The sequence below is a fragment of the Cellulomonas sp. P2_B4 genome (assembly GCF_056404795.1).
Genome location: NZ_JBFUDI010000116.1, coordinates 1 through 519 on the forward strand (window position 1 = coordinate 1; position 519 = coordinate 519).

The following is a 519-nucleotide window of genomic DNA, read 5'->3' on the forward strand; positions in this document are numbered from 1 at the left end:
GTGGCGAACCGCCCGCTGCCGATCTTCAGATGATAACGCCCGGTGTTCTTCTCGTTCTGCAGCAGCCCGTCGGGGAAGGCGCTGATCGCCGAGGCGCCGAGACCGATCAGCGTGTCCGACGCGTCCTCGGTAAAGCCCTGGAAATTGCGCCGGAGTTTTCCCGCGCGCGCCGCGACCGCGATGGCGTCGCCCGGCCGGGCGAAATGGTCGAATCCGATCGGCTGATAACCGGCGGCGGTCAGCACCTCATGGGCGATGCCCGCCTGGGCGAAGCGTTCGCGCGGCGAGGGCAGGGCACTCGCGTCGATGCGTCGCTGGCGGGGCAGCAGATGTGGGACATGGGCATAGCCGAACACGGCCAGCCGGTCCGGCCCCATGGCGATCGCGCGGTCGAGCGTGTCGACCAGGTCGGCCGTCGACTGGCCCGGCAGGCCGTACATCAGATCGAAATTGATCGATTCGACTCCGGCCTCGCGCAGCAGGCGCACCGTCCTGGCGATGTCGGCCTCGGGCTGGACC

Annotated in this window: 1 protein-coding gene; it reads right to left on the reverse strand. The window is 69.0% G+C overall.

Going from position 1 to position 519, the window contains the following annotated elements; genetic code table 11:
• Positions 1–519 (reverse strand): oxygen-independent coproporphyrinogen III oxidase (locus tag AC1DZC_RS20400; RefSeq protein ID WP_477044560.1); only part of this gene is annotated, 519 nt, incomplete at both ends.